This is a genomic window from Pedomonas sp. V897, assembly GCF_051304405.1.
GTDB lineage: Bacteria > Pseudomonadota > Alphaproteobacteria > Sphingomonadales > Sphingomonadaceae > Pedomonas.
The window spans coordinates 969,438-994,013 of sequence record NZ_JBPPGG010000001.1; the positions used below are offsets into that span (position 1 = coordinate 969,438).

The 24,576-nt window shown below is 66.2% G+C and carries 22 protein-coding genes and 1 tRNA gene; 18 read left to right on the plus strand and 5 right to left on the minus strand.

Going from position 1 to position 24,576, the window contains the following annotated elements; all coding sequences use genetic code 11:
• Nucleotides 1–31 precede the first annotated feature (31 nt).
• The gene (locus ACSJJU_RS04625; protein ID WP_435914028.1) at nt 32–202 is read right to left on the minus strand and encodes a DUF1674 domain-containing protein; all 171 of its coding nucleotides are present in this window, start codon (nt 200–202) and stop codon (nt 32–34) included.
• 172 nt (nt 203–374) lie between these two features.
• Between ACSJJU_RS04625 and htpX the strand changes: the two genes are divergently transcribed.
• The 7 genes from htpX to ACSJJU_RS04660 all read left to right on the plus strand — a co-directional run bounded on the left by htpX (nt 375) and on the right by ACSJJU_RS04660 (nt 9,101).
• A complete protein-coding gene (gene htpX / locus ACSJJU_RS04630) occupies nt 375–1,340 on the plus strand; it encodes a zinc metalloprotease HtpX (RefSeq protein WP_435914029.1) in 966 nt (321 codons plus the stop codon).
• A 292-nt stretch (nt 1,341–1,632) separates the two neighbouring features.
• Nucleotides 1,633–2,907 carry an RsmB/NOP family class I SAM-dependent RNA methyltransferase gene (locus ACSJJU_RS04635; protein WP_435914030.1) on the plus strand — a complete coding sequence of 425 codons (1,275 nt, stop codon included), beginning with the start codon at nt 1,633–1,635 and terminating at the stop codon, nt 2,905–2,907.
• 50 nt (nt 2,908–2,957) lie between these two features.
• Nucleotides 2,958–3,653: a ribulose-phosphate 3-epimerase gene (rpe, locus tag ACSJJU_RS04640; RefSeq protein WP_435914031.1), complete on the plus strand. Its 696-nt coding sequence runs from the start codon at nt 2,958–2,960 to the stop codon at nt 3,651–3,653.
• Nucleotides 3,650–5,395, plus strand: coding sequence for a heparinase II/III family protein (locus tag ACSJJU_RS04645; RefSeq protein WP_435914033.1), 1,746 nt, complete (start codon nt 3,650–3,652; stop codon nt 5,393–5,395). The genes rpe and ACSJJU_RS04645 overlap by 4 nt, the downstream gene beginning before the upstream one ends.
• Nucleotides 5,396–5,466: 71 nt before the next feature.
• Entirely contained in the window at nt 5,467–7,056 is a 1,590-nt protein-coding gene (gene purH, locus ACSJJU_RS04650) for a bifunctional phosphoribosylaminoimidazolecarboxamide formyltransferase/IMP cyclohydrolase (RefSeq protein WP_435914035.1), read from the plus strand.
• A gap of 408 nt (nt 7,057–7,464) precedes the next feature.
• Nucleotides 7,465–7,911: a hypothetical protein gene (locus tag ACSJJU_RS04655; protein ID WP_435914036.1), complete on the plus strand. Its 447-nt coding sequence runs from the start codon at nt 7,465–7,467 to the stop codon at nt 7,909–7,911.
• A 518-nt stretch (nt 7,912–8,429) separates the two neighbouring features.
• Nucleotides 8,430–9,101 (plus strand): LysE family translocator, encoded by a 672-nt coding sequence (locus ACSJJU_RS04660; protein ID WP_435914037.1) that lies wholly within the window; start codon nt 8,430–8,432, stop codon nt 9,099–9,101.
• Between the two features lie 223 nt (nt 9,102–9,324).
• On the opposite strand, the gene ACSJJU_RS04665 is transcribed toward ACSJJU_RS04660, so the two are convergent.
• Entirely contained in the window at nt 9,325–9,783 is a 459-nt protein-coding gene (locus tag ACSJJU_RS04665) for an acetyltransferase (protein WP_435914038.1), read from the minus strand.
• 230 nt (nt 9,784–10,013) lie between these two features.
• Here ACSJJU_RS04665 and ACSJJU_RS04670 point away from each other — a divergent pair, with 230 nt between their 5' ends.
• From ACSJJU_RS04670 to ACSJJU_RS04680, 3 genes are all read left to right on the plus strand, one after another.
• The gene (locus tag ACSJJU_RS04670; RefSeq protein ID WP_435914040.1) at nt 10,014–11,003 is read left to right on the plus strand and encodes a malate dehydrogenase; all 990 of its coding nucleotides are present in this window, start codon (nt 10,014–10,016) and stop codon (nt 11,001–11,003) included.
• 246 nt (nt 11,004–11,249) lie between these two features.
• Nucleotides 11,250–12,146: an FRG domain-containing protein gene (locus ACSJJU_RS04675; RefSeq protein WP_435914041.1), complete on the plus strand. Its 897-nt coding sequence runs from the start codon at nt 11,250–11,252 to the stop codon at nt 12,144–12,146.
• A gap of 393 nt (nt 12,147–12,539) precedes the next feature.
• Nucleotides 12,540–12,965, plus strand: a complete 426-nt coding sequence (locus ACSJJU_RS04680; RefSeq protein WP_435914042.1) for a hypothetical protein — start codon at nt 12,540–12,542, stop codon at nt 12,963–12,965.
• A gap of 136 nt (nt 12,966–13,101) precedes the next feature.
• On the opposite strand, the gene ACSJJU_RS04685 is transcribed toward ACSJJU_RS04680, so the two are convergent.
• Nucleotides 13,102–17,901 carry an NAD-glutamate dehydrogenase gene (locus tag ACSJJU_RS04685; RefSeq protein ID WP_435914043.1) on the minus strand — a complete coding sequence of 1,600 codons (4,800 nt, stop codon included), beginning with the start codon at nt 17,899–17,901 and terminating at the stop codon, nt 13,102–13,104.
• Nucleotides 17,902–18,510: 609 nt separating this feature from the next.
• Between ACSJJU_RS04685 and ACSJJU_RS04690 the strand changes: the two genes are divergently transcribed.
• Both ACSJJU_RS04690 and ACSJJU_RS04695 read left to right on the plus strand, forming a co-directional pair.
• A complete protein-coding gene (locus ACSJJU_RS04690) occupies nt 18,511–19,059 on the plus strand; it encodes a MarR family winged helix-turn-helix transcriptional regulator (RefSeq protein WP_435914044.1) in 549 nt (182 codons plus the stop codon).
• Nucleotides 19,060–19,240: 181 nt separating this feature from the next.
• Nucleotides 19,241–19,633: a response regulator gene (locus tag ACSJJU_RS04695; RefSeq protein ID WP_435914045.1), complete on the plus strand. Its 393-nt coding sequence runs from the start codon at nt 19,241–19,243 to the stop codon at nt 19,631–19,633.
• A 15-nt stretch (nt 19,634–19,648) separates the two neighbouring features.
• On the opposite strand, the gene ACSJJU_RS04700 is transcribed toward ACSJJU_RS04695, so the two are convergent.
• Nucleotides 19,649–19,975 carry a YnfA family protein gene (locus ACSJJU_RS04700; protein WP_435914046.1) on the minus strand — a complete coding sequence of 109 codons (327 nt, stop codon included), beginning with the start codon at nt 19,973–19,975 and terminating at the stop codon, nt 19,649–19,651.
• Between the two features lie 192 nt (nt 19,976–20,167).
• Here ACSJJU_RS04700 and ACSJJU_RS04705 point away from each other — a divergent pair, with 192 nt between their 5' ends.
• Nucleotides 20,168–21,202, plus strand: a complete 1,035-nt coding sequence (locus ACSJJU_RS04705) for an Ldh family oxidoreductase (RefSeq protein ID WP_435914047.1) — start codon at nt 20,168–20,170, stop codon at nt 21,200–21,202.
• Between the two features lie 163 nt (nt 21,203–21,365).
• On the opposite strand, the gene ACSJJU_RS04710 is transcribed toward ACSJJU_RS04705, so the two are convergent.
• Nucleotides 21,366–21,440: transfer RNA gene (locus tag ACSJJU_RS04710), tRNA-Gly, on the minus strand.
• Between the two features lie 76 nt (nt 21,441–21,516).
• Here ACSJJU_RS04710 and ACSJJU_RS04715 point away from each other — a divergent pair.
• The 5 genes from ACSJJU_RS04715 to ACSJJU_RS04735 all read left to right on the plus strand — a co-directional run bounded on the left by ACSJJU_RS04715 (nt 21,517) and on the right by ACSJJU_RS04735 (nt 24,378).
• A complete protein-coding gene (locus ACSJJU_RS04715) occupies nt 21,517–22,047 on the plus strand; it encodes a prolyl-tRNA synthetase associated domain-containing protein (protein WP_435914049.1) in 531 nt (176 codons plus the stop codon).
• A 127-nt stretch (nt 22,048–22,174) separates the two neighbouring features.
• On the plus strand, nt 22,175–23,092 hold the full coding sequence (trxA, locus tag ACSJJU_RS04720; protein WP_435914051.1) for a thioredoxin: 918 nt from the start codon (nt 22,175–22,177) through the stop codon (nt 23,090–23,092).
• Nucleotides 23,093–23,141: 49 nt separating this feature from the next.
• Complete coding sequence (locus ACSJJU_RS04725) at nt 23,142–23,807, plus strand: LON peptidase substrate-binding domain-containing protein (RefSeq protein ID WP_435914053.1); 666 nt, start codon at nt 23,142–23,144, stop codon at nt 23,805–23,807.
• On the plus strand, nt 23,807–24,022 hold the full coding sequence (locus ACSJJU_RS04730; protein WP_435914054.1) for a Trm112 family protein: 216 nt from the start codon (nt 23,807–23,809) through the stop codon (nt 24,020–24,022). The genes ACSJJU_RS04725 and ACSJJU_RS04730 overlap by 1 nt, the downstream gene beginning before the upstream one ends.
• Nucleotides 24,019–24,378 (plus strand): gamma-butyrobetaine hydroxylase-like domain-containing protein, encoded by a 360-nt coding sequence (locus ACSJJU_RS04735; protein ID WP_435914056.1) that lies wholly within the window; start codon nt 24,019–24,021, stop codon nt 24,376–24,378. Before ACSJJU_RS04730 ends, ACSJJU_RS04735 begins: the two co-directional genes overlap by 4 nt.
• Nucleotides 24,379–24,576: the final 198 nt, after the last annotated feature.

Below are 24,576 nucleotides of genomic sequence, written 5' to 3' on the forward strand. Positions count from 1 at the left end.
CCGGTTGCGTTCGGGCGTCAGAGACGGGGCGTCAGAAGTCGGTGCAGATGCCGCCCTTCTCCCAGTCGCCATAGCGGGTGGGCTCGGGCCCCTTGCGCCCGCCGATCTCCCTGGGCAACACCGCCTCCGGCTTCGCCTCGCTGGCCTCGCTGCCGTCCGGGCGCGGCGGGGTGGTCTCCTGTTCGCGCGGCTTGTCGGTCATGGCACTCTCCTCAACCCTGATGTGCGCCCCCCTTACCATGCCGCACCCGCGCCCAAAACCCCGGCGCTCGCCGGACTGCCCCGGCAGCGGGCCGGAGCTCCCGCGCCGCCCCTTGATCCAATCCGGCAGCTGGGCCACATCTGAAACGTCACTTCAGGTTGGGTAAAACGCGATGAACTATTTCAAGACCGCGATGCTTCTGGCGGCCATGACGGCCCTGTTCATGGCCGCGGGCTTCATGATCGGCGGCGGGCAGGGGGCCTTCATCGCGCTGCTGTTCGCCGCGGGCATGAACGCCTTCGCCTACTGGAACGCCGACAAGATGGTGCTGAAGATGCACGGCGCGCGGCCCGTGGACGAGCGCAGCGCGCCCGAGTTCTACCAGCTGGTGCGCGAGCTGGCGCAGCGGGCGAACATGCCCATGCCCAAGGTCTATATCATCGATACGCCCCAGCCCAACGCCTTTGCCACCGGCCGCAACCCGGAAAACGCGGCCGTCGCCGCCACCACCGGCATCATGCAGATGCTCACCCGCGAGGAGCTGGCGGGCGTGATGGCCCACGAACTGGGCCACATCAAGAACCGCGACACGCTCATCATGACCATCACCGCCACCATCGCGGGCGCAATCTCCATGCTGGCCAACTTCGCCTTCCTGTTCGGCGGCAGCCGCGACGGCGAGGACCGGCCCAACCCCATCGCCATGCTGGCGCTGATGATCCTTGCGCCGCTGGCCGCCATGCTGGTGCAGATGGCCATCTCCCGCACCCGCGAATACGCGGCGGACCGCATGGGCGCGCAAATCTGCGGCAACCCGCACGCGCTGGCCTCGGCGCTGAACAAGATCCAGCACGGCGCCAGCCGCATTCCCAACCCGGCCGCCGAAGCCAACCCGGCAACCGCCCACCTGTTCATCATCAACCCGCTCACCAAGCGGGGCATGGACAACCTGTTCTCCACCCACCCCAACACCGCCAACCGCATCGCCGCACTCCAGGCCATGGCCGGAACCATGGGCGACCGCGCGGCCTGGTCCGCCGCCGCCGCCCGGCAGCACGAAACGCGGCCGCAGGGCAGCCGCTCCGCCCTCGACCCGCTGGGCACCACCGACCGATCGCAGCGCGGGCCGTGGGGGTGAGGGCGTCCGGGTCATTTCAGGAATGGTTTTATTGTGGGGGTCTGTGACCCCCACACCCCCTTTCGTTTGATCGGGCCGTGTTTCCCGCGCCCTGCCACAAGGACGATCTGAAAGGGCCGCGTCCGGCATGACCGGGTGCGGCCCGATGAATCGTCAGGGAGGTGCAGGAGGGTCCGCGACCCTCCTGCATAAAATCAAATCACAGACCCGCTCACCCCTTTCCCCGCCCTGCATGGCTGGTTTGCCTGAAATTCGGCTTACGACTCCCGGGCCGATGCGCTAAAGCCCCCCAATGACCGAGAACATCCCAGGCCTTGCCGCCCGCCGGGGCGCCTTCAAGTTGCTTGCTGCCGTGCTGTGGCAGCATCGCCCGCTCGACATGGCGCTGGACCGTGCGCTGTCGGGGCTGGAGGGGCCGGACCGCGCGCTGGCCCGCGCCATTGCCAGCCAGACGCTGCGCTGGATGGTGGATTTCGACCAGGCGATCGACGCCTGCACGCGCAAGCCGCTGCCGCACGATGCCCGGGCGCGGCTGGTGCTGCGCATGGCGCTGGCCCAGTTGTGGGTGCTGAAGACGCCGGCCCATGCGGTGGTCTCGACCGCGCTGCCGCTGGTGGAGGCGGGACCGCGCCGTCTGGTCCATGGCGTGCTGGGGCGTCTCATTCGGGAAGATCATGCGCTGCCCGCCGTGCCCCGGCTGCCCGCGCCCTATGCGGACCGCTGGCGGGAGGCCTACGGCGCCGACGCGGTGGCGGCGATTGCGCAGGCGGCCGTTGCGGAAGCGCCGCTGGACATCGTGTTCCGCAGCCCCGAGGACGAGGCCCGCTGGGCCCCCGCGCTGGGCGGCGAGCGCCTTGCCCCCGGCACGGTGCGCCTGACCGACTGGCAGGAGGTGGAGGCGCTGCCCGGCTACGGCGAGGGCGCGTGGTGGGTGCAGGATCTGGCGGCCCAGCTTCCCGCCCGCCTGCTGCAGGTGGCGGCGGGCGAGACGGTTGCCGACCTGTGCGCCGCCCCCGGCGGCAAGACGCTGCAACTGGCGGCGGCCGGCGCGCGGGTGACGGCGGTGGACGTGTCCGAGGCGCGCCTGCGCCGGGTGACGGAGAACCTGGAGCGCACCGGCCTTGCAGCCGAGACCATCGCCCGCGACGCCCGCAAGTGGAAGGCCCCGGCACCGCTGGATGCCCTTGTGCTCGACGCGCCGTGCTCCGCCACCGGCACCCTGCGCCGCCACCCGGACGTGCTGCACCTGAAGGGCGCGCGCACCCTGACGCCGCTCCTCGACCTGCAGGCCGAGCTGCTCGACCACGCGCTGGACCAGCTGAGGCCCGGCGGGCGGATGGTCTATGCCGTCTGCTCGCTGGAGCCGGAGGAAGGCGAGCGCCAGATCGAGGCCCTCCTGGCGCGCCGCGCCGACGTGGCGCTCGACCCCGTCGCGCCGGAGGAGATCGCCGGCATCGAGGCGCTGTTCGACCCCCGGGGCTGGGTCCGCACCCTGCCCGGCATGATGGCCGGGAAGGGGGGGCTGGACGGCTTCTTCATGGCCCGCCTGCTGCGCCGGACGGTCTGACGCCTTCCCTGAATTGCTCCTTCCCGCTCAACCTGCTAAGAGCCAAATTCATGCCACAGCAACCCGTTCGCATCGCCCCGTCGATCCTGTCCGCCGACTTCGCCAAGCTGGGCGAAGAGGTGCGCGCCATCGACGCCGCCGGCGCCGACTACATCCACATCGACGTGATGGACGGCCACTTCGTGCCCAACATCACCATCGGCCCGAGCGTGGTGAAGGCCCTGCGCCCGCACACCGCCAAGCCGTTCGACGTGCACCTGATGATCGCGCCGGTCGATCCCTACATCGAGGCGTTTGCCGAGGCGGGCGCGGACATCATCACCGTGCACCCGGAATCGGGGCCGCACCTGCACCGCACCGTCCAGAAGATCAAATCGCTGGGCAAGAAGGCGGGCGTGTCGCTGAACCCGGCAACCCCGGTCGAGGTTCTGGATTATATTCTGCCGGATCTGGATCTGGTGCTGGTCATGTCGGTCAACCCGGGCTTCGGCGGCCAGTCGTTCATCGACAGCCAGATCGAGAAGATCGCCCGCATCCGCCGCATGATCGACAAGCTCGGCAAGCAGATCGACCTCGAGGTGGACGGGGGCATCACCACCGCAACCATCGGCGCGGCCGTCGCCGCCGGGGCCGACGTGCTGGTGGCAGGCACCGCCAGCTTCAAGGGCGGGCCGGACGCCTATGCCGCCAACATCACGGCGCTGAAGGACGCGGCGCGCAAGGATACGGGCGGGAGCAACGCGTGAGCGACAAGGCAGACAAGGCCGCATCACCCCAGACCCCGGCTCACCGGCTGGTGCGCTACGGCGAGGACCGCGGCCTGTCGCTGACGGAGAAGATCGGCCACCGCCTGCGCCGGCTCCAGTACCGCTCGTTCCTGCACGGCCTGCGCCTGCGCGGGCGGTTCCCGCTCAAGCTGCTGGCCGCCCCGCCGGACCTGTGGCCGGGCGACCCGGCCGTGGGCCGCGCCCTGATGGAAGGGCGGCTGGAATACATGGGCATTTCCATCACCACCCACGGCATGCGCTTCTCCGCCATCCGCGCGCCCGCCGCCTGGCTGGAGTGGCTGCACAGCTTCCGCTGGCTGCGCGACCTCGCCGCCGAGGCGGACCACAAGAAGGGCGCGGCGTTCGTCGAGCCGCTGGTGCAGCGCTGGCTGAGCGAATACACCAAGTTCGACGAGCTGGCCTGGCGCGCCGATATCCTCGGCGAGCGGCTGATGCAGTGGATGACCCACGCGCCCTACATCCTCTCGTCGGAGGATCACGTCTACCGCTCGTCCGTGCTCAACGCTCTGGCGCGGCAGGGCCGCCACCTCGCCCAGACGGCGGAGAAGACGCCCGAGGGCCTCGCCCGCATCAAGGCAACCGCCGGGCTCATGATCAACGGCCTGCTGCTGCCCGGCGGCGAATCCCGCGCCCACAAGGGCGCGCAGGCGCTGGAGCGGGCGCTCGACCTGTTCATCCTGGCGGACGGCGGCGTCGCCTCCCGCTGCCCGGAGGAACAGCTGGAAATCCTCAAGCTGCTGCTCACCGTCCGCTCCGTCGTCACGGAGCGCCAGGCGGAGGAGCCGGCGGGCCTTACCCGCGCCATCGACCGGCTGGTGCCGAGCCTGCGCGGCATGGTGCTGGGCGACAACCACCTCTCCGCCGTCCACGGCGGCGGGCTGGCGGACAAGAACGTGCTGGAGCACGCGCTCAAGCTCTCCGGCGTCTCCGCCAAGCCGCTGAAGAACGGCATCTACAGCGGCTTCCAGCGGCTGGAAGGCGGCCGCAGCATCGTGGTGCTGGACGCCGGGCCGCCCCCGCCGGGCCGGGTGAGCCAGACCGCCCACGCCGGCACGCTGGCGTTCGAGTTCTCCGACGGCCTCAACCGCGTGGTCGTCAACTGCGGCGGCGGGCGCGGCACGGCGCTGGCGCTGATCCCCGATCTCCAGCAGGTGCTGCGGGCGTCGGCCGCCCACTCCACCCTCATCATCGACGACACCAACTCCACCCGCATCCGCGACGACGGCACGCTCGGCAAGGGCGTGAGCGAAGTGGTCGCGGTGCGGCAGGAAAGCGAGGAAGGCGTGGTGGTCGATGCCGTCCACGACGGCTATGTGCGCCGCTTCGGCTTCCAGCACCGCCGCCGCCTCTACCTCTCGGGAGACGGCATGGACTTCCGCGGCGAGGACCGGCTGGTCCCCGCCCGGCGGCGCGGCCTCAGCCTGCGCGGCTCGGGCAACGTGCCCTTCGACATCCGCTTCCACCTGGGGCTGGGCATCGAGGCCACCGCCACCGCCGACAACCAGGGCGCGCTGCTGAAGCTGCCGGGCGGCACCGTGTGGCAGTTCAAGGCGCGCGGGGCGAGCTTGTCCATTGCACCGTCCCTGTGGATTGATGCACAAGGGCGCCGCCGGAAGACGGAGCAGCTTGTGCTGAGCGGCGAGGCAACCGCGGAAGGTGCGGTGGTCAACTGGTCGTTCAAGCGTTCCGCCAAGCAGTAGATCCCGCGAGCAGAAAACCCCGTCCACACTCACCACGTTCTAGCGTTCAGGATAGTTTCGGAGAACACGTCATGGCCGATCCGCTGGTGCGCGTCACCCGCGCGCTTCTTTCCGTTTCCGACAAGTCGGGTCTGGTGCCCTTCGCCAGGGCGCTGGCCGCGCGCGGCGTCGAGCTGCTGTCGACCGGCGGCACCGCCCGCGCCCTGCGCGAGGCCGGCCTTGCCGTCAAGGACGTCTCCGAGCACACCGGCTTCCCCGAGATGATGGACGGCCGGGTCAAGACCCTGCACCCGATGATCCACGGCGGCCTGCTGGCGCTGCGCGACAACCCCGAGCACGCCAAGGCGATGGCGGACCACAACATCCCGCCCATCGACATGGTGGTGGTGAACCTCTACCCGTTCGAGGCGACCGTCGCCAAGGGCGCGGACTTCGAGACCTGCATCGAGAACATCGACATCGGCGGCCCCTCCATGGTGCGCTCCGCCGCCAAGAACCACGGCTACGTGACCATCGTCACCGACCCGGCCGACTACGACGCCGTGCTGGCCGAGCTGGAAGCCCACGACGGCGCCACCACCCTTGAGCTGCGCCGCCGCCTCGCCGGCAAGGCCTACGCCCGCACCGCCGCCTACGACGCCGCCATTGCGTCCTGGTTCTCGGGCACCGTGCACGGCGAGACCTTCCCCGAGACGCTGACGCTCTCCGCCCGGAAGGTGAGCGAGCTGCGCTACGGCGAGAACCCGCACCAGACCGCCGCCTTCTACCGCACCTCGGACGAGCCGGGCGTGGTCAATGCCCGCCAGCTCCAGGGCAAGGAGCTGTCGTTCAACAACCTGAACGATACCGACGCCGCCCTTGAGCTGATCGGCGAGTTCGACCCCGCAACCCCGGCCATCGCCATCATCAAGCACGCCAACCCCTGCGGCGTCGCCACCGGCGCGTCGCTGGAGGAAGCCTACCGCAAGGCGCTGCTGTGCGACCCGGTCTCGGCCTTCGGCGGCATCATCGCCGCCAACCGCCCGCTCGACGGCGCGACGGCACGCGCGATCACCGAGATCTTCACCGAAGTGGTTGTCGCGCCGGACGCGGACGAGGAAGCCATCGCCCTCTTCGCCGCCAAGAAGAACCTGCGCCTGCTGCTCACCAAGGGACTGCCGAACCCGGCCCGCGCCGGCTACAACATCCGCTCGATCGCCGGCGGCTATCTGGTGCAGGGCCGCGACAACGGCGTCACCACGGAAGCCGACCTCAAGGTCGTCACCAAGCGCGCCCCGACGCCCCAGGAAATGGCGGACCTGCTGTTCGCCTTCCGCGTCGCCAAGCACGTGAAGTCGAACGCCATCGTGTACGCGAAGAACGGCGCCACCGTGGGCGTCGGCGCCGGGCAGATGAGCCGCGTGGACAGCGCCCGCATCGCCGCCTGGAAATCGAAGGAAGCCGCCGAGAAGGCCGGTGAGGCCCAGCCGCTCACCATCGGCTCGGTGGTGGCCTCGGACGCCTTCTTCCCCTTCGCCGACGGCCTGCTCGCCGCCGCTGAAGCCGGCGCCACCGCCGTCATCCAGCCGGGCGGCTCCATCCGCGACGACGAAGTCATCGCCGCCGCCGACGAGAAGGGCCTCGCCATGGTGTTCACCGGCAAGCGCCACTTCCGCCACTAAGCCGGTCTTTATGACCAGACAGAAGGGCGGGGCCTCACGGCTCCGCCCTTTTTGGTTTTGTGGGGCTTTCCTTGCAGAGGGGCTTGCCCCTCTGCACTCCCTTTCGATTTTCGGGCCATTCGATTTTCGGGACGTGTTTCCCCCGCACTTTACTTGTGCGCCAGCCCCCGACCAGACAGACCATCGCTGGTTCGAAATTCGCAACAAAATGGGCCATGAAAACAATTGAGATGAATTAAATATAAATAAAACCAGAAATGTCTTTTCCAAAATATAAATACAAGTTAAAAATCCATTTTTATCGCACAGATATTTAAAATCTCACTGAATTATTTTTGCATGGAAGCGACGGCAATCCCGGCACTCCCGGAATAGAAATCATAATACCGATTTAAAAAAACCCGCACCATGGCCCGAAAGAACAGCTGCCTGCCAGCGCCATTATATTTTGGCGACCTGCCTGTCTTGCAAATCAATCTGGCGTTGCAGCTGGAACTGGAACCTGGCGAAGCCGTTATGTCTGGCCATGCCCAACGGCATGCCAGCCGACGACATGGCGAAGACTTTTCCCGCGCACTTCCCCACGTTGCCAGTGTCATCGCCAATCCCCTCTATTTCGGGGATGACTTTCGCAACAAGGGCAAGATCGAGATTGTGGGAAGACCCCCGGGCTGGGACGAGCACCTTCTGGTGGCGGTTGCGATCGTTCGAGACGCCTCGGGGCGCTACAACGTAACCAGCATCTACCCGATCTCTGCGAAAAAGGTGGAGGCCCGGCGCGCCAAGAATCACCTTGTCAGCGCTCAAGTCATGAAACGTCACGTCATGAAAGGAAAAGGCTCCCTGGCCTGTTAGGTCGGGAGCCCCTTGACGATGGCTCTAGCCGGGGTGCCCACGCCCGGATCTCTTCACTCTGCCAGAGCAACTGTACTCTGTCAGAGCTACTGTACCACCTGCGCCACAGCGCCGGTGGTGTGTGGGGAGGCCGTTCCCACCTCTGAGAGCCTGTACAGAGCAGATGGTTACGCAGGTCCCGCCCCACTGTCAACCAAAGCAGGGTCGATATGGGCAGGGTCGATATGGGCAGGGTCGATATGGACCGTCAGGCGGCACAGACACCGCGACCATAGTCAACCTTGTCCGAGCGCTCTTTCAGAGGGTTGCAGATGGGCTTGCCCCTCTGCACTCCCTTTCGATTTTCGGGACATGCGCGCGGCCCGCCAAACGAATGGGGTGCAGGGGTCCAAGACCCCTGCAAAAAGTCCACCTGCAAAACTGACATACCTGCAATTACAAAAAATGTGGTACGCAAACAGGACACGCCCTAATATCCGGCCGCTGTCGATCCCTCGAGCCAGGACAGGGGACTGCCCATGACAGGCTTTGACCTTCTCCCGAACGACGTGCTTCCGCCCTTACCCCAGCTTGCAACCTTCGCCGTGGCGGCGCTGGCGCTCAACGTGACGCCGGGCGCGGACATGACCCTTGTGGGCATCTCCGCCGCGCGGAGCGGCGTGCGCGCCGGGTTCGCCGCCGCGCTGGGGGTGGCCGCCGGCTGCTGCGTCCACATCCTGTTCGCGGTGGCGGGGCTTTCGGCGCTGATCGCCGCCTCCCAGACCGCCTTCACCGTGCTCAAGTGGGCAGGCGCCGCCTACCTTCTCTACCTCGCCTGGGGGCTGATCCGCTCGGCCCCGGCCAAAGCCGATCCGAGCGAGGCTCCCGATACCGCCCACATACCCCAGGCTCCGGCGGATGCCCGGCGCGCCTTCCGGCAGGGCGCGCTGGTGAACGTGACCAATCCCAAGGTGGGGCTGTTCTTCCTCGCCTTCCTGCCCCAGTTCATCGACCCGGCCCACGGGCATCAGACGATACAGATCGCCGCGCTCGGCCTGTGGTTCACCACCAGCGGCACACTGGTGAACTTCGCCGTCGCCCTCGTCGCCGCCCGGCTCAAGGGCAGCGCCCGCCTCGGCCAGGCTATCCGCTGGGCAACCGCCAGCATCATGGGCGGACTGGCCGTGCGGCTGGCCCTCAGCGAGCGTTGAGGGGATCGGGGATTGTAAACTGGATTTGAGTTGCAGGGGTCCTGGACCCCTGCACCCCTTTCGTTTTTCGGGGCCGTGGTTCCGGCATTCCCTGGAAACGCGGCCGTTTGAAAATCTGATTTATCGGGCCGCGCCCCTGTCCACGCGCACGTCCCGGTTACGAAAGGGAGGTTGCCAGGAGGGTCCGAGACCCTCCTGCAAAAAACCGAAGAACAATCATCACTTATCGCGAAGGAACGAGCTCTTGCGTCCGCACCATGTGCAGGAGGGGGTAGGGGCGGCCGTCGTCGTCCGTGGGGGAGCGGCCGGTCTCGGTGAAGCCCATCTTCCGGTAGAAGCCGACGGCCTGGTCGTTCTGCTCGTTCACGTCCACCGTCACCACGCCGCAGAGGCGGGCGGCGTGTTCCACCAGCATCCTGCCGAGCCCCGCGCCGCGGTGGTCCGGGTCGATGAACAGGCTGTCGATATGGCTGCCGTTCAACCCCATGAACCCGAGCGGGTGGTCGCTGTCGTCTACGGCGACAACCAGTTGGGCGTGGGGCAGGTAGAGGGAGCCGACGACCCTGTCGATCTCGCGGAAGTCCGCCTCGGCGAGGAAGTGGTGGGTGGCGCGCACCGACCGGCGCCAGAGGGAGTGCAGGTGCGGCACGTCGGCGGGCGCGGACGGGCGAAGTGTTGTCATGGGCGGCACTTTCTGTCGTCTTCTGTCGTGACGGGCGGGCCGGCGGCAGGATCCCCCTTGTCGGGCCTAGCTGAAAAAATAGCCTTGGCCAAAAAAAGACGCATCCCACCCTCCCCCTTTTGCAAAAAGAGGTATAGCAGTGCCCCGGGGCGAACCAGCTGCGAAGCCCCCACGTTCTAGCGCCGGACAATGCAGACCGAAGTTCTCGAGTCGTATGAAAGGATGATGAAATGGCCAAATCCCCTCTCCGCGTAGCCGTCACGGGCGCCGCCGGGCAGATCTGCTACTCGCTGCTGTTCCGCATCGCGAATGGCGATGTCTTCGGCAAGGACCAGCCGGTTATCCTCCAGCTTCTCGACATTCCGCAGTCCCTCAACGCCGTGAAGGGCGTGGTGATGGAGCTTGAGGATTGCGCCTTCCCGCTGCTGGCTGGCGTCACCGTTTCCGACGACGCGAACGAGGCCTTCAAGGACATCGACGCCGCCTTCCTCGTGGGCGCGCGTCCGCGCTCGAAGGGCATGGAGCGCCGCGACCTGCTCGCCGCCAACGCCGCCATCTTCAAGGTACAGGGTGCGGCTCTCAACACCGTGGCCAAGAAGACCGCCAAGGTGATCGTGGTCGGCAACCCGGCCAACACCAACGCCTGGATTCTGGCCCACAACGCGCCGGACTTCCCGGCCGAGAACATCTCGGCGATGACCCGCCTCGACCACAACCGCGCCCTCGCCCAGCTGTCGGCCAAGACCGGCGTCTCCGTCGACTCGATCGAGAAGTTCGTGATCTGGGGCAACCACTCGCCCACCATGTTCGCCGACTACTTCCAGGCCTCCTCGGGCGGCAAGGCCCTGCCGGCGCTGGTGAATGACGAAGCCTGGTACAAGGACACCTTCATCCCGACGGTCGCCCAGCGCGGCACCGCCATCATCGAAGCCCGCGGCGCCTCCTCGGCCGCCTCGGCTGCCAACGCCGCCATCGACCACATGCGCGACTGGTTCCTCGGCTCCAACGGCAACTGGGTGTCCATGGCCATTCCGTCCGACGGCTCCTACGGCATCCCCGAGGGCCTGATGTGCTCGGTGCCGGTGATCACCACCGCCGGCGGCACCTTCGAGCGCGTGAAGGGTCTGGAGCTGAACGAATTCCAGCGCGCCAAGATCGACCGCTCCGTGCAGGAGCTGATCGAAGAGCGCGACGCCGTGCTGGAAATCCTCAACGGCTGATCTGGCACCGGAGCGTTCTGTCTTTCGATTTGCAGGAGGGTCTATGACCCTCCTGGCAACATCCCTTGTCGTTACAGGGACGCGCGCGCGATCAAAGGCGCAGCCTGGGAACGAGAAGGTAAGTGCGAACCGCTCCAAAGGTTACGCCGTCCTGCCCCCGGGCAGGGCGGCGTTTTCGTTTTGTAATACATTGTAAAATTTATATCTTTAAGCTCTCGGGCAAGCAGTCGACAGAGCAAAAAGCCTATGGAAGAAGAGAACGTAGAAAAAATACATATCAAAAACATATCCGAGTTTGTAAATGTAATAGAAAAAATACAATACGATCACGACACCCTAAGATGCTACCGAGGACAATCGTCCCATATATGGCCGTTCATACCCAGTATATACCGAAATGGATATTCTGAATTTGAGGACAAGATATTAATTGAACTTTTCACAGAAATACCAGACGAATTCTCAACAGATAAAACTGCATATCAAAGATTAGTAAGAGCTCAGCACTACGGCCTACCAACAAGACTTCTTGACGTCACAATGAATCCCCTTGTGGCATTATATTTCGCATGCAGCGAGGAAAACGGCAAAGATGGCAAGGTTGCAGTATTTAAATTCAACAGAACAGATTCAAAATTTCCCAATAGCGACACAATTAGCATAATATGCAATATGGCGTTACTAAATTATGAAGAGAAAGAAGAAATAAATAGTTATTTTTTATACTTATATTTCGAGTCCATCGCATCAAAAGAATCATACAGAAAAGTAAACGAAAGATCAAAAGACCTATTTACATCGTTAAAAGCGACTGAAAGACTTTTAAGTTTTATAAGAACAGAAAAACCATATTTTGAAAACAAACTCAAAATACTAGATTTAAATAGATACTATTTTATACACCCTCCTAAAAATAATAGGAGAATAATTGCCCAGTCCGGCGCTTTTATAGCGTCAGGCATACAGACCAGAATAAAATCGCCAGTTGAGCTTGAGATCATCGTGCCATCAACAGAAAAAATTAACATAATAAGGCAGCTTGAAAAACTAAATATAACTCGAAGGTCGCTTTTTCCAGACATTGAAAACATATGTCAAGACATTAAATTAAAATCAGAACACACACTTAATTATTCCAAATAGTCCAATTATTGAGTACAGTTGGGCCGAAGCGACCCAATGTTCCGGCCCTCAACTTTTCAAGATATACAGATTACTGATGTAAACGCAACACAATTCAAACCGGAAATTATTATCATTTTATTATTCATTTATCTTAAAATTACACAAACCCCTCGTTATGCCAAACGTTTTCCTTAAACAATCGATATTTTAAATCTAATTATTTTGGTTTTTAATACATATACTTCGACCCCCTGGTGTAGTTTTATGCTCACATCATGCATCGTTCTGGGATACTACTCCATTTTTTAGACATTAATTTCGAGAAACTGCGAGAAGCTGAAGGCGTTGGCGCAGATGACAGCAGATAACAATGGTTCGCGCGGTCTCCGATCCTGAGAAGGGGATTCTCACATGGATAAGAGAGTATTGGTAGCCGACAGCCATACGCTTCTGCGCCTTCTGGACCAAACCGAGGCCGCGCCGCGCGGGGCCCTGCTGGAATACAATTCCTGTGCGGCCCGCTGGGAGCTGTGGGTGCTGCCGGCGCGAAACGTGGACGCCCGCAGCTTCGACCGCCGGGTCTACGAAGCGCTCAGGCATCACCGCGAACAGTTTCTGGAGATGCGCCTGGGCCTGTCACCTGTCATCGTCCGGGTGCTCCCCGAGAGCCATTCCCTGGTTCCGGCGCTGAATGACCTGTACCGGCTGGAAGGTCTTGGCTGCCGGGTGCTTGGCACGCGCAGGCTGGGGGAATGGATCGTGGAAAACGCCATCCTGCTGCGCTGGGCGACGGAAGAGTCGGTGAACTCCCGCTGGCACCTGCAGGCAATCGCCTGAAAACGGCAAGGGCCGCACTCCGGTTGCCGGAGCACGGCCCTTTTAAACGAACGGGAGGTGCAGGAGGGGAGACCCTTGAATGTGCGCCTCCGCGCACGGGGCCCCTCCTGCAATCAAATCCCCATCCGGTCTCCGCTTACCGCGACAGCTGCTGGCGCACCTGCGAGGCGAGGTGGGTGAGCTTGGCGGTGGTGGCGGGCTTGGAGGCCCGGACGTTGGCGACGAGCGCGCGGATGCGGTCGGCGCAGGGCTCCTGCTCCGCCAGCCACCGCTCGACCGCCGCCTGGGCCGAGCCGCCGCCTGCCGTCTGGACGAGGCGGCGGATCAGCTCGAGGCGCACCCGCTCGAAGTCGTGGGCGGTGCCGGCCAGCAGCAGGCGCTCCCACGGATCGGCGGGCATGAGGCTGGAGGCCATGCCGGCCGCCCAGTCCAGGCCCAGCCGGTCGCCGAGCAGGGTGTAGGCGTGGGCCACGTCCGCTTCGTCCGCGCCCAGTTCCTCCGCCAGCAGCGCGACGCCGACGACGCCGTTGAGCACCACCAGCAGCAGGAGGGCCTCCTGCACGTCCGGCGGCGTGCCGCGTTCCACCAGCGTCTGCCGGTACTGCTCGACCATGGCGCGCGGCTCCGGCCGCAGCAGCTCGTTCACCTGCGGGATCAGCCGGTCGATGCCCGGCCGCAGGCGCACGATCATGGTGCTGGGCGACAGGCTCTCGCCGGAGAAGCGCAGCACGTCCTCGATCTGCCGCTTGAGCGCGCCCGCCGCTTCCCGGTGCAGGCGGATCTGGAGGTCCGCCGCGATGCGGTAGTCGTAGCTGTCGATGAGACGCCACAGGGCGCGGGTGTCGAACACCTCGCGGGCCACCACGAAGGCGCCCACCACCTGGTCGAGCCCGGCGCCGGTTTCCTCCGCCAGCTCGAAGGCGAGGGTGATGCCGCCCCGGTTGACGACGGCGTTGGACAGCTTGGTGGCGATCAGCTCCCGCCGCAGCGGGTGGTTGCGGATTTCCGCCGCGAACCGCTGTTGCAGCTGCTCCGGGAAGGCCTGGATGAGATCCTGCTCCATCACCGGATCATCGAGGATGGCCGAATCCAGCAGCGCCTCGTAGAGCCGCAGCTTGGCATACGCCAGCAGCACCGCCAGCTCGGGCCGGGTGAGACCTTCGCCCGCGGCGATGCGGCGCTCCAGCTCCTCGTCGGACGGCAGGCCCTCCACCGCGCGGTTGAGGTGGCCCGAGGCTTCCAGCGTCTGGATGAGCCGGGCATAGGCGGGCACGGCGTGCGCCCCGCCCACCTCGGCGACCGAGAGCGCCTGGGTCTGGAGGTAGTTGTCGCGCAGCACGAGGGCGGAGACGTTGTCGGTCATCTCCTCCAGCAGCTTGTCGCGCTCTGCCATGGGCAGGCGGCCGCTGGCCACGATCGGGTTGAGGAGAATCTTGATGTTCACCTCGTTGTCCGAGCAGTCCACGCCCGCCGAGTTGTCGATGAAGTCGGCGTTGACGCGGCCGCCCTTGCGGGCGAAGGCGATGCGCGCCGCCTGGGTGAAGCCCAGGTTGGCGCCTTCGCCCACCACCTTGACGCGCAGCTCCTCCGCGTCGATGCGGACCGGATCGTTGGCCTTGTCGCCGGCGGCCGAATGGGGCTCGCTGGCGGCCTTCACGTAGGTGCCGATGCCGCCCATCCACAGCAGGTCCGCCTCCATCTTCAGGATGGCGCGGATCAGCTCCACCGGGGTGAGGCTGGACTCGGCAACGCCGAGCATGGCCTGGATCTCCGGCGTCAGGTCGATGGACTTGGCCGTGCGCGGGAAGACGCCGCCGCCCGGCGAGATGAGCGCCGGGTCATAGTCCGCCCACGACGAGCGCGGCAGGTTGAACAGGCGCTCGCGCTCGCGGAAGCTGGCCTCCGGGTCCGGGTTCGGGTCGAGGAAGATGTGGCGGTGGTCGAACGCCGCCACCAGCTTGATCGCCCGGCTGCGGAGCATGCCGTTGCCGAACACGTCGCCGGACATGTCGCCCACGCCCACCACCCGCACCGGGTCGGTGGCCACGTTGATGCCCATTTCGCGGAAGTGCCGCTCCACGGAAATCCACGCGCCCTTGGCGGTGATGCCCATCGCCTTGTGGTCATAGCCGTGGCTGCCGCCCGAGGCGAAGGCGTCGCCCAGCCAGTGGCCGCGCTCCAGCGAGATGGCGTTGGCGATGTCGGAGAAGGTGGCCGTGCCCTTGTCGGCCGCCACCACCAGGTAGGGATCGTCGTCGTCGTGGCGCACCACGCGCACCGGCGGCACCACCTCGCCCTCCACCAGGTTGTCGGTCACCGACAGCAGGGCGCGGATGAAGATCTGGTACGCCGCCTTGCCCTCGGCCAGCCAGGCCTCGCGGTCGGAGGCGGGGGGCAGCTGCTTGGGATAGAAGCCGCCCTTGGCGCCCACCGGCACGATGACCGCATTCTTGACCATCTGCGCCTTCAGGAGGCTGAGCACCTCGGTGCGGAAGTCGTCGCGCCGGTCGGACCAGCGCAGGCCGCCGCGCGCCACCTTGCCGCCGCGCAGGTGGATGCCCTCCACCCGCGGCGAGTAGACGAAGATCTCGCGGAAGGGAACGGGCAGGGGCAGGCCCGGCACCTGGGAGGAGTTGATCTTGAACGCCAGCGCCTCGCGCTCCGGCTGGTAGGCGTTGGTGCGCACCGTCGCCAGGATCACCGAGCGGTAGAGCCGGAGGATGCGGTCGTCCGCCAGCGCCTCGACCTTGGCCAGCGCCTCGCCGATGCGGGCAAGGACGGCTTCCTCCAGCTTGGGATCGGCCCGGTCGGGGTCGAAGCGGGCAGCGAACAGGTCGGCCAGCGCCGCCGTCAGCTGCGGATAGGCGACAAGCGCCGCCTGCACCGTGTCCTGGCCGTAGGGCAGGCCGATCTGGCGCATGTAGCGGAAGTAGGCGCGGAACAGGCCGGCCTGCTCGACGCTGAGGTTGACCTTGATGACAAGGGCGTTGAAGCCGTCGTCCTCCTGCTCGCCGCCGAGGATGGCGCGCAGCGCCGGCTCCAGCGTCGGCTTCAGCCAGTCGAGGTCGAGCGGCTGGCCGTTGGGGTCCTCCAGCAGGAAGTCGTGAATCCAGCCGAGGCGGCCCTCGGCCAGATCGAACGGATATTCCTCGATCACCCGCAGGCCCAGATGCTCCAGCACCGGCACGCACTCGGAGAGCGGGATGATCTGCCCGAGGCGGAAGATCTTCAGGCGGATGCGGTGCGGGGCGTCGTCATTGCGGCGGTAGATGAGAACATCGCGGTCGTTCTCGTCGCGCAGGGCGATGAGGCGCTCGATGTCCGTCGCCGCTTCCTCCGGCGAGTACTGGGCGCGGTAGGAGGCGGAGAGCATGCGGCCGTGGCTGAGGCGCAGGCGCGCGGCGCGGGCCTCGCCGAGGATTTCGGCGAGCGCGGTCTCCAGCTGGTCGTCCCAGCCGAGCACGAGGGCGCGCAGGCGGCGGTCCAGATCATGCTCGTCCACCTGCGGCACCGAGCCGGGGGTGGTGCCGAGGATGAAGTGGATGCGGGCCACCGGGTCATCCCGCAGCTCCACCGAGAACAGGGACACCCGCGCCTGGAAGGCGGCGGAGAGCATACGGCCCACCGTCACCCGGATGTCGCTGCGGTAGAGGTCGCGCGGGATGCAGCACAGCACCGAGACATAGCGCTCGAACCGGTCGCGGCGCAGGAACAGCTTGGGCCGGGGCCGGTCGATGAGGGAGAGCAGGCCGAGCGCCACCTGGGTGAGCTGGTCGGGGTCGATCTGCACCATCTCGTCGCGCGGGAAGTTCTCCAGCACGTGCAGCAGCGCCTTGCCGGCGTGGCCCTTCGGGTCGAACCCGCAGGCTTCCAGCACCTTGTCCACCTTGCGGCGGAGCATGGGGATGCTGCGCGGGCTGACCGCGTAGGAGGCGGAGGTGAACAGGCCGATGAAGCGGTGCTCGCCCACCACCCGGCCGTCCCGGAACGCCTTCACGCCGACGTAATCCATGTGCACGCGGCGGTGGACGGTCGAGAGGGCGTTGGACTTGGTGACGAGAATCGGCTCCGGCGTCATCAGGAATTCGCGCAGCTGCGGCGACACCTGGGTGTAGCCCTCCGGGCCGCGCCAGACGGGGAAGTCCGGGTCGCGCAGGTAGCCAAGGCCGAGGTCCGACTTCGGCTCCAGGGTTTCGTCGCCGAGGTCGCCCTCGTAGCTGTAGTAGCGGTAGCCGAGGAAGGTGAAGTTGTCCTTCGCCAGCCATTCGAGGAAGGCGACGGCCTCGGCCTGCTCGTCCGCGCTCACCGGCGGCGGGTCGTTGCGCAGGCCGTCGGTGGCGGTCCTGAGCGCGCCCAGCATGGGCTTCCAGTCCTCCACCGCCGCGCGCACGTCGGCCAGCACGGCCTCAAGGGCGGTCAGCAGCTCCTGGCGATCCTTGGCGCCGACGCGCTCCAGCTCGATGTAGAGCACGGACTCGCGCACCAGCCCGTCGGCGGGCGAGGCCCCCTGGCGGGGACCGACGGTCTCCACCCGCACCCCCGCGCCGTCGCGGCGCACGTCCAGCACCGGGTGGATGATGCGGTCAACGGTCAACCCGCGCGAGGCGAGCGTGGCCGCCACGGAGTCGACAAGAAAAGGCATATCGTCGTTGACGATGCACAGAATGGTGCGCCGCGACCCCGGCGCGTCCGTGTCCATCTTGTGGGACTCGAGCCGGATGCCCGGCCGGCCGGGCTGGCGCTCCCGCGCCGCCTCCCACGCAAACCGGGCGATGCCCGCCATGTCCGCCGCATCGAGGCCGCGCAGCTCCTCGGGCAAGGCATCCCGGAAGAACGCGCTGGTAAACCTCTGTAAATCCGCCTTCGCTTCGCCCTCGACTCCCAGGTGCGAAACAACTTCCTCCGCATGTTTCTGCGCGAGGCCCAGAACTGACATGATTCGCTTCCCTCATGCTGTTGCGCAGCCTGGTCGACAGCGAACTGCCGTGGACGGGGCCGCGCTTGACATTCTAGCGCCGAACCCTAGGCCAACCAGTGCCAAGTGTCAGCCCTTGCCGACGATTCTCAGCGCATCGGCTCCGATGTGCAGCGATCTTCCGGTCACGTTGCGGGGGACTGACACATTTCGGCAACACATTCATACGAATGTCCAACAACGCCGAAAAACTTCGCGAAAATATTTCCAGTACATTTGTACGAAAGCAAAACGCGAGTTGCCAGCGGCCCGCAGAATCCCTCGAATAGTATAATTACGGACTGCATTAACGAGAGAGATGTATAACAAATGTTATAGTTCTTAAAGAATACTGGTTAATGATTGTGCGCGTAACGGAAAACTGTACTATGTGATAAATCGATAAATCGCCGAACTATCGTTATGATAGTGAAAATTAATATTGAACCATTTCATTCATGCGTCGTTCATCTGAAGGCGCTAGCAATGATAGCGTAACAATGACTGGTTCGGCGTGGCGTCGGAATTGTCCAGTTGGAGATTATTGCTATCGGCTAACTCTCCCGGACAGTCCAGGCACAGGGGGGTTCTATGAATTACATGAATGTTTCTCCCATTCTCAAAGACGATCAGACCGTCGCCCCGGTATCCGAACCAGCATTCCGTGAGACCGCACCTTCGGGCTCGCAGCGCAATCTCGTTGGCCTGGCCGTTTTGCTGGAACAGACTGTCCGGCTCATCTATCCGGAACGCTCGCCGCAGGCCATGCATCCGGGCCAGTGGGCAGCCCTGCGCTATCTGGCCCGCGCCAACCGGGAAGCGGCCACGGTGGCGGGTCTTGCCCGCTATCTGGGCGTGACGCTGGCGCCGGCCTCCCGCGCCATCTCGGCGCTGATCCGCAAGGGCTTCGTCAAGGGCACGCCCGACAGCCGCGACCGCCGCGTCATGCGCCTGTCGCTCACGGCGCAGGGCGAGGAGCTCATTCTTCAGGACCCGATCCTGCGCCTTGCCGAAATTCTCGGCAATCTGCCGGCGGACCAGCAGCATAACCTGACCGTCATGCTGGAGCACCTGTTCGAGCGGCTGGGCCAGAAGAAGGGCCAGAAGAAGGCCGCCAATCCGTTCATGGTTCACGCCTGAAGCCTGAAACAACGGCAGCGCCATCGGCGTTTACGGGCGGCGGCCTTGACCGGGCTGTCCGCCCGTTGCCTTTCCGGTGACAGGCGCCGGCCATCACTCCTTCCGACGTCACTCCTTCCGTAGCGGGCTGTAGCCGGGTGTTTTCCTTCCCATCCTGAGGCGGACACGCAGGAGCTTGCCGGTGCGCATCCTGTTGGCAGACGATCTGGACTCCGCGCGGGCCGCCATGCGCCTGGTGCTGGAAGCCGCCGGCCACGAGGTGGTGTGCGTGGAGGACGGCGCCGCGGCGATCGCGCACAGCGCCGACGACTCCCTCGACATGGCGGTGCTCGACATCTGGATGCCCCGGCTGAGCGGCCTTGAGGTGCTGAAGGCGCTGCGCAACCGGCCGCGGCCGCTGCCGGTGGTGCTGATCTCGGGCGGCGGGCCGGGGGCGAGCCTGGAGCAGGCCACCGCCCTTGCCGACCTCCACGGCGCGGCCGCCGTTCTCTACAAGCCGGCGGGCGACGAGGAATTGCTGGCGGCGGTCAACGCAGCGGCAGCGGCGGCAGCGGCGGCAGCCGCTACGGCCTGAGACGACCGGAATTCCCTATGCCCCGCGCGGCCCCCACAGGATGATCGCCGCGCCCAGCAGCGCAACCGCCGCGCCGGTCAGATCCCACCGGTCCGGCGCATGGCCTTCCACCGCCCACAGCCACAGGATCGAGGCGGTGATGTAGATGCCGCCGTAGGCCGCATAGGCCCGCCCGGCGAAATCGGCCTCCACCCGGGTGAGGGCGAAGGCAAAGGCGGCAAGGCTGGCGAGGCCCGGCAACAGCCACCAGACGGACTTGCCCAGCCGCGCCCACGCCCAGAAGGCAAAGCATCCGGCGATCTCGCCCGCTGCCGCCAGAATGTACCAGCCGATGGCGGCCATGCGCCCCTCCCGTCCCGCTGCGGTCCCGCCCACAGGCGTATCGCGGCGCAGGCCCCCGGGCAACCGCCGGCGCAGCCGCCCCTGTTACCGCCCCTGTTACCACCCATACGCCCGTCGGAGCCCCCCGCATTGGACCCGGGCGGAGCCGGGCGCTAGAGTGCCGGTTTTTGCGGCTTTGCGGAGGAAAGAGTCATGGCCAGCGGCGTCAGCCCCGAGGAAATCGTTCTGTCCGAAGGCGAGGTGCTCGCCCTTGCCCGGGCGTTCCTGATGGCCCACGGGCTGGGCGAGGCGCAGGCGGACGCCATGGCGCGCACCCTGTGCGCGGCCCAGCGCGACGGCTGCACCTCGCACGGCCTGCAACGCCTGCCCGGCACGCTGGACACCCTGGCGCACCCGGCCTTCAACCGCCACGCCGACCCGCGCCCGGAGGCGGTGACCCCCGCCGTCATCCGCGTCGATGCGGACTACGGCTTCTCCATTCTGGCAGCGGAGCGCGGCCTGCCGCTGCTCATCGACAGCGCCCGCACGCTGGGCGTTGCCCTGCTGGCGGTGAACAACGGCTTCCACTCCACCGCGCTCTGGCCGGTGGTGGAGGAGATCGCAACCCACGGCCTGGCCGCCCTCTCCATGAACCCCACCCACGACTGGGTGGCCCCGGCAGGCGGCACCCGGGGCGCGCTCGGCACCAACCCCATCGCCTTCGCCTGGCCGCGCCCGGGGCGCCCGCCCTATGTGTTCGATTTCGCCACCAGCGCCGGGGCGCGCGCCGAGATCGCGCAGCGCCGCCAGCGCGGGGAGACGCTGCCGCCCGGTTGGGGCCTCGACGCGCAAGGCCGCCCCAGCACCGACCCGGCCGCCGTGCTGGCCGGGTCCATGCTGCCGTTCGGCGGGCACAAGGGCTCGGCGCTCGCCACCATGGTGGAGCTGCTGGCAGGCCCCTTCATCGGCGATCGCACCAGCCGCCAGTCCGCCGCGTTCGACGGCGGCGTGAAGGCGGCCCCGTGCCACGGCGAGCTGATCGTCGCCTTCAACCCGGCGATTCTGGCCGCCGCCACCGGGGACTCAGAGGCAGCGGCGGAGGATCTGTTCGCCCGAATCACGGCACAGGGTGCGCGCCTGCCGGGCGACCGGCGCTACGCGGCGCGGGCAGCCGCCCGGCGCACCGGCATCCGGGTGCCGAAGGCGCTCTACGAGCGGATTCGCAGCCTGACGCCGCCGCAGACGTGAGGCCGGGCACATTGCTGCGCGATTCGGCGTGTCAGAGAAGGAACTGTCAGGGGCGGGGGTGGGGGTGGGGCGCGTGCCGATGCACCAGATCCGGAACCCGCCAGAAACAAAAAAACGCCCCGGAGGGCGCTTTCGAAATCTTGCAGTTCCCCGGAGGGAAAACTGGAGCGGGCGAAGGGATTCGAACCCTCGACCCCAACCTTGGCAAGGTTGTGCTCTACCCCTGAGCTACGCCCGCTCGGCGTTGTCGCTGCGGTGTGTCGCGTCGACGGGCGGGCTGATACTATGCCGGCACACAGTGCGCAAGGGCAAAGATGACATTTCTTGTGATTGATGATGAAAAAAAGCGTCTCGAAGCGCTCGTGCGAGACCGGCTGGACGCGCTGGGCATTCCCCACCGCACGGTGCACCACCCGCCCGCCCACACGGTGGAGGCGGCGAAGGAGCTGCGGGGCGACCTTCCGGGCGGACACGCCAAGAACCTGTTTTTGAAGTCAAAAAAGGACGAATACGTGCTCGGCGTGGTGCAGGAGGACGCGCCCGTCGATGTGCAGGCCATCGCCCGCACCTGCGGCGTCGGCCGCCTCAGCTTCGCCCGGCCCGAGCGGGTGTTCGAATGGCTGGGCGTGTGGCCCGGGGCGGTGACGCCCTTCGCGCTCCTCAACGCGCAGCGGCATCCGAATCGGGACCGGCTGCGAATCGTTCTGGACCAGACGCTGCTCGACGCGCCCACCGTGTGGTTCCATCCGCTGCACAATGAGGCAACCACCGGCATCTCCTCCGCCGACCTCGTGCGTTTCATCGAGGACTGCGGCTGGACCCCGATCGCGCACCGGTTCGCCTGACCCGCCGCGCCGGTCGATTCGGCCCTCGCCCGCCATGAGGACGGTTGGATTTTGTCGCGACAATCGTCACATAAGGCGGCAAGACATGTACTGGACTGATGTGTGGGATTTTCGGGAGGCGACCCCTATGGCTTTGGAATCGATCAATGCGCCGGCAGCCCTCGTGACGGACGCCACTGCGGAGACCTTTCGCGAGCGGGTGATCGACGCCTCGATGCAGGCGCTGGTGCTGGTGGATTTCTGGGCCGAATGGTGCGGGCCGTGCAAGAGCCTGACCCCGCTCCTGGAAAAGGTGGTGGCGGAGTACCAGGGCCGGGTGCGGCTGGTGAAGATCGACGTGGACAAGAACCAGATGCTGGCGGGCCAGTTCCGGGTGCAGTCCATCCCCACGGTCTACGCCTTCGGCGGCGGCCGCCCGCTGGACGGCTTCATGGGCGCGCTGCCGGAGAGCCAGCTGCGCGCCTTCATCGACCGGCTGCTGGACGCCCTCGGCGGCGAGGTGCCGGCCGGGGACGAGCAGGACATGACCGCGCTGCTGGAAGCGGCCGAGGCGGCCGTCGCGGCCGGTGACCACGCTTCCGCCGAGACGCTGTTCGGCGAAATCCTCGACCTCGACCCGGACAACCTCAAGGCGCTCACCGGCCTTGCCCGCGCCCGCTGCGCGGCAGGCGACCTGCCGGGCGCCCGGGCGCTGCTCGACCGCATCCCCGAGGACAGCGCCGGCGACCCGGCGGTGGTGCAGGCGCGCGCCGTCGTCGCGCTGGCGGCGGAGGCCCGGCCGGTGGAGGATCTGGACGGGCTGCGGGCCTACGTGGAGGCCAACCCGGGCGACCACCAGAGGCGCTACGAGCTGGCCGGCGGCCTGATGGCCGTGGGCGACCGGGAAGGGGCCGCCGATCACCTGCTGGAGATCGTCCGCCGCGACCGGAACTGGAACGGCGGCGAGGCCAAGGCGCGCCTCCTGCGCATGTTCGACGCCATCGGCCTCGAAGACCCGTTCACGAAGGCGACCCGCCGCCGCCTCTCGTCGGTTCTGTTTTCCTGACGGCGTGGAACACCAGAGCAGCGGCAGGACGCAGAAAGAGAGCAGACCCATGGCTGTATCAGGGGGTGTTGGAAGCGCACAGGCAGACCCGCTGCCGGGCGTGATCCCGGTCTTTCCCCTGCCGGGGGCGCTGCTGCTGCCGCGCGCCCATCTGCCGCTGCACATCTTCGAGCCGCGCTACCTCGCCATGGTGCGCGACGCCATGAAGGGCGAGAAGATCATCGGCATGGTCCAGCCCTACGGGGTGCTGGACGATGGCCGCCCCGGCCTGTTCTCGGTGGGCTGCGCCGGGCAGATCGCCCAGTGCGAGGAAACGGAAGACGGCCGCCTGCTCATTGCCCTCAAGGGCGTGTGCCGCTTCCGCATCGCCCGCGAGCTGGCGGTGACTACACCCTACCGCCAGGTGCAGGCGGACTACGCCCCCTACGTGCAGGACCGGATGCCCGCCGCGCCGCTGCCCTCCACCCTGCGCGGCGAACTGCTCGACCAGCTGGTGCAGTACCTGGAAGCGCGCACCCTGAAGGCGGACTGGGACTCCATCCACAACGCCGATGACGAAATGCTGGTCAGCGCCATCTGCATGCTCTGCCCCTTCGGGGAGACGGAGAAACAGGCGCTGCTGGAAGCCGCGTCGCTGCCCGAGCGAACGGAGGCCGTCATCCTGCTGATGCGCTTCGCCGCCGGAGAGACCGGCCCAACCGATGTGAGGCATTGATGAGCGAGAACGAGAACAAGACCGGGAACGAGAACCGGGCCCTGGACCCGCGCCTCCTGGAAATTCTGGTCTGCCCCCTGACCAAGGGGCCGCTGGAATACGACCGGGAGGCAGGCGAGCTGATCAGCCGCTCGGCAGGCCTCGCCTACCCCATCCGCAACGGTATCCCCATCATGCTGGTGGACGAAGCCCGGCAGATCGAGGAAACCCGATGACCGCCGCCCCCTGGCCGCGCGACCTGACCTACAGCCGCAGCACCCGGCTGCTCACCGTCACCTTCGACTCCGGCGAAACCTTCACCCTGCCCGCCGAACTGCTGCGGGTGGAAAGCCCCTCGGCCGAAGTGCAAGGCCACGGACCCGGCCAGAAGCAGATCGTCGCCGGCAAGGCACAGGTGGAAATCGAACGCATCGAACCGGTGGGCCGCTACGCCGTGCGCATCGTGTTCAACGACGGCCACAACAGCGGCCTCTACACCTGGAACTACCTCCACAAGCTGGGCCGGGAAAAAGACCGGCTGTGGGACGACTACCTCGCCGCCCTGTCCGCCCGCGGCCTCAGCCGGACGTGAGGGGGGTGGTTTCAGGGGTTCGGTTTTGAAGGAGGGACTTGTCCCTCCTTCACCTCCCTGTCGTTTCGGGACGTGTTCCCCGCGCCCTGCTGGAAAGCGGGGTTTAAACGGGGCGCGCCAACGGCTGGGCCGGGTACGTCCCGGAAAATCCCCCTGCCAGACGCCAAACGGGGCGAGAGTGGCCTCGCGCATGGCCCG